The organism is Frankia sp. AgB32 (assembly GCF_023243045.1).
Classification (GTDB): domain Bacteria; phylum Actinomycetota; class Actinomycetes; order Frankiales; family Frankiaceae; genus Frankia.
Window position 1 is genome coordinate 1 of record NZ_JALKFX010000129.1, and the last position, 4,170, is coordinate 4,170.

Below are 4,170 nucleotides of genomic sequence, written 5' to 3' on the forward strand. Positions count from 1 at the left end.
TTTTTATATTTATTTTTTTTTTTTTTTTTTTTTTTTCGCCCCCCCCGGGGGGGGGGGGGGGGGGGGGGGCCCCCCCCCCCCCCACACCGGACCCGCCCGGCGGACCGCAGCCGACCCCACCCACCCCACGCGAACACCGAACCCCACGCCCATCACCCCACGAACAGCACCTCACCGTGGCGAACCCCACTGTTACAGTGAGCACACTTCAGATCGGGGGAAAACGCATGACCGACCAGCACGACCCCTACGGGCCAGGGAACGGACCCTCGTTCCACCCGCAACCCGGCCCCTTCACCCCACCACCCACCGGACCCGGCGGATACCCACCGCCCACCCAGCAACACACCCCCGGCGGCCCCGGTGGATACCCGCCGGCCGGACCCGGCGGCCAGCTCGACGCCTGGGCCGGCAACCAGCCCTACGGCGGCCCCCACCCCTACGGCCCACCGGCGCCCTACGGTCCGATGCCCGTCATCGTGCAGCCGGCCGTGCCCCCGAAATCGGTCGGGGTGGCACTCCTGCTGACCTTCCTGTGGCTCGGCGCCGGCCACCTCTACGCCGGACGCACCACCGCCGGCGTCCTGCTCCTGATCGCCGACCTGTTCCTGTGGATGCTGTCCTTCTTCATCATCACCCTGATCCTCACCGTGCCGGTGTGGCTGATCCTCTGGGTGATCGCCATGGTCACCTCGGCGAGCGCCGTCACCGAGCACAACGCACGCCTGGGCTACCGGGTCTGACCCGTCGACCTCAGCGGCGCCACGGCGACCGCGACGTCGCCCGTGGCGCCGGCTCGGTCGCCGCCCAGATCCGCCGCCACCGCGCCGCCGGCGTCCCCGGAGCACCCCGCAACCGCGCCGACACCGCGGGCGATCCCGCGCCGCCCGCCGCCCGCATCCGCGCCCGCCCCACACCGCGCCCGACCACACCGGCCGGCCCGCCGCGGCGCGCCACCGCACCCGCCGGCGCCACCCCCGCCGCACCGGTCACGCCCACCTCGCCCCCCTGACCCGCGCCACCAGACCCAGCAGCCGCCGGGCCATCACCCGCCGCCGACGCACCCGCCGGCCCCGCCACACCGGCCACCGCCGGGGAGTCCACCGGCGGGGAGTCCACCGGCGTCTGCGCCGCCCGCGGCGAATCCCACCAGCTCGACGCATCCTCCGCGCACAACCGGTCGACCTCCGCGGCCAACCGCGCGCTGAACGTCCGCACATCCTCACCCGCCGCCGGACGCAACGGCCGGCCGAACCGCACCGTCACCGGCGCCCGCCCCGGCACCGGCCACGACCGGCCCCGCGGCATCGCCGCGAACGCCCCCCGCACCCCCACCGGCACCACCGGCACCCCGGCGTTGATCGACAGATACGCCGCGCCGAGCCGGAACCGGCCCCGCGCCCCATCCCGCGACCGCGTCCCCTCCGGGAAAATCACCAGATTCCACCCGTCGCGGAGCAGATTCATCGGCGTCGCCGACGGCGCACCACCACCACGGTCCACCGGCACCGTCGCGAACGCCAACGCACTCGACGCCCCCCGCCACACACTGCCAAAGAAATAGTCCGCCGCCGCCGTCACCGCCGTACGCGCCCGCACCTGCCGCGGCAACACACACAACAACAACGGCGCGTCCAGATGACTACTGTGATTCGACACGATGATCACCGGGGTGTCGCGGACCTCGTCGAACACCTCCGCGCCCCACGCCCGCACCGTCAACGTCGAACGCAGCAGCGGACCCATCGCCCCACCCAGGAACGCCGCCCGCGTCACCCGCGCCGGACCCGACCGCGCCCACCCCGTCGCGAACTCCCGCGACCCCCCCGCCGCGGACCCGGCGCCACCCGGCACACCACCAGCCGCCCGGCCACCCGGACGCCAGCCCCGCGCCATCTCCCGAACACCCACACCGCGCCGCGGCCCACGACCCATCTCCATCACCCCTGCCTGCCGATCCCGTCCACCACGCCAGCCCGCCACCGCGACCTCACCGCACCTGCGCGACCAGCCGCGGCGGACTGTGCACATACGCGATCGACGGGTCACGCCCCACCGACCCCGACACGATCTCCAACGCATCCGCCAACGTCGACGCCGCCCGGAAACCCAGACGCGCACACACCGCCCGATCCCCGCCGACGAACACCACCTCACCCAGATACGCCCGCGCCGGCGCCGTCTCATACCAGCGGTGAAACGGATGCACACCATGCAACGCCAACGACGTCCGATACAGCGACGTGTACCACGGGTCCGTGGCGTACTGCCGCTCGAACTTCGCCTCGATCGTCGCCGGCTCACTGGACTCCGCCAGCACCTCCTCGTAGAAATCGACATACGACGGCTGGTGCAACTGCGAGAACCGCGCCGCCATCGGATGGTAGACGATCATCGCCCCGTTCTCCCGGACGACCGGCACCCCCCGGTAGGCACCGAACACCTCCGACAACGCCGCATGCGCCGCCAACACCGGATCCGCCGGCCCCGAACCGTGATACGGACCGAACGGCGCCGACCCCACCACCAGCACATCCGCCTGCCCGGGCACCTCCACCCGCTGCTGCTCGGACACCCGCGCCCACGCCGCCGCCGACACCGCCGAAATCTCACCCGCCGTCACCGACGTGATCGCATAATCCGCGGCCAACTCCCGCAACGCCCGGCGCCGCACCCGCCCACCCAGCAGATCCATCCCCCGACCCACCCCGACCGCCATCGCCTGATCCGCCAGCGACCACTCCCACTCCCGGCGCGTCAGAAACGGCGACGCCGCCGGCCCCACCGCCGCGTTCACCGTCGCCGCCACCGCGAACACCGGCACCGCCGCGCCCAGCACCGCCCCCAACCGGCCCGCCGCCGACACGCCACCGCCCGCCGCATCCCGCGGACCCCCCGCCGCCGCACCGGGCAGCGCCGCCTCACGCATCACCGCGGCGACGCTGCGCACACCCCGCAACGACGCATACGACGACAGACCCTGCACCAGCCCCGCCGCACCACCCACCCCCGGCGCCTGGACCACCTCCACCGCGACCAGCAGATCCGCCTCGGCGACGACCCGCGCGACGCCCAACGCCTCCCCGGACTCCGCCGTACCCACCTCGACCAGCCCCGCCGGATCCTCCGCGTCATGGCACCGCAGCCGATCCGGCCAGAACGAACGGAACACCCGCTCCCCGACCACACCGGCGACCTCCGCCGCCGACAACCGCCGGTTCAGACCCCCGGCGACCACCAGCGACACCTCGTCCACCCCGGCCGCCGCCGCCAGCGACAACACCTGCTCCAGGATCCGCCCGCGCACATCGCGCCCACGCATCCGCGGCGAAGGCACCGTCACATCCTGCACACTGATCGCCAGGCGCATCCCCGCCCGCAACAACGACGCCAACGGCGCGGCATCCCCCACCGGCGCCGCCAACGCGGCGCCGATCGCGGCCTCCACACCGTCGACCCCACCCCACGGCTGCGGCGGATACACCACCCGCGTACCGAGCGGGAACCGCTCCAGCAGCACCCCGTCGCCGGAATGCACCAGCAGCGGGGGAGTCCGCTCGTCGACCTCGAGCACGAACCCCGGTCTCACCGACACGTTTCCTTCCACATCCGCCGCGCGAAGCCACACCCCACGCGGACCGTCACCGACCCCGACCCCACAGCCGGACCCGTCCCACCCGCCACCGCGCGGCCTCCCGCCGCGCCACCCGCCACAATGCCATCCACGCCACGGCCATCCACGCCACGGCCATCCACGCGATCCGCCGCGATGCCGCCTGCCAGGATGCCACCCGCGTCAATCCCCGCGGACCCGGCGCGACCCGTCACGACGACGCCGCCGGATCAAACGCCACCCGCACCACACCCAGACGACCCGCATCCCACGCATGTGCCACCGCCTCCCGCCACCGACCCAGCGGATACACCGCGCCCACCCACCCCTCCACCCGCCGATCCGCCACCAGCCGCCACGCCCGCCGCAGCACCTCCTCCGCACCCAGCCCACCCCCACCCTGCACACCCACCAACTCCAACCCCCGCGCCCACACCGGCGTCACATCCACCCGACCCGACGGCACCCCCCCCCCCCCCCCCCCCCCCCCCCCCCCCCCCCCCCCCCCCCCCCCCCCCACCCCCCCCCCCCCCCCCCCCCCCCCCCCCCCCCCGGGC

The 4,170-nt window shown here is 74.2% G+C and carries 3 protein-coding genes and 1 pseudogene; 1 reads left to right on the forward strand and 3 read right to left on the reverse strand.

Features of this window, described 5'->3' with window-relative positions:
* Nucleotides 1-227 precede the first annotated feature (227 nt).
* Nucleotides 228-743, forward strand: coding sequence for a hypothetical protein (locus MXD60_RS25840; RefSeq protein WP_248822239.1), 516 nt, complete (start codon nucleotides 228-230; stop codon nucleotides 741-743).
* Nucleotides 744-753: 10 nt separating this feature from the next.
* Here the strand turns inward: MXD60_RS25840 and MXD60_RS25845 are convergent, their stop codons facing one another.
* The 3 genes and pseudogenes from MXD60_RS25845 to MXD60_RS25855 all read right to left on the reverse strand — a co-directional run.
* Nucleotides 754-1,941: a lysophospholipid acyltransferase family protein gene (locus MXD60_RS25845; RefSeq protein WP_283099004.1), complete on the reverse strand. Its 1,188-nt coding sequence runs from the start codon at nucleotides 1,939-1,941 to the stop codon at nucleotides 754-756.
* A gap of 49 nt (nucleotides 1,942-1,990) precedes the next feature.
* Nucleotides 1,991-3,595, reverse strand: a complete 1,605-nt coding sequence (locus MXD60_RS25850) for a lactate racemase domain-containing protein (RefSeq protein WP_248822241.1) — start codon at nucleotides 3,593-3,595, stop codon at nucleotides 1,991-1,993.
* A 229-nt stretch (nucleotides 3,596-3,824) separates the two neighbouring features.
* Nucleotides 3,825-4,170: pseudogene (locus tag MXD60_RS25855) on the reverse strand (hypothetical protein); the annotation flags it as partial.

Excerpts from the sequence above, each read along its gene's own strand:
- MXD60_RS25840 (WP_248822239.1), top strand. The coding sequence starts at position 228 with ATGACCGACCAGCACGACCCCTACGGGCCAGGGAACGGACCCTCGTTC.
- MXD60_RS25845 (WP_283099004.1), bottom strand. The coding sequence starts at position 1,941 with ATGGAGATGGGTCGTGGGCCGCGGCGCGGTGTGGGTGTTCGGGAGATG.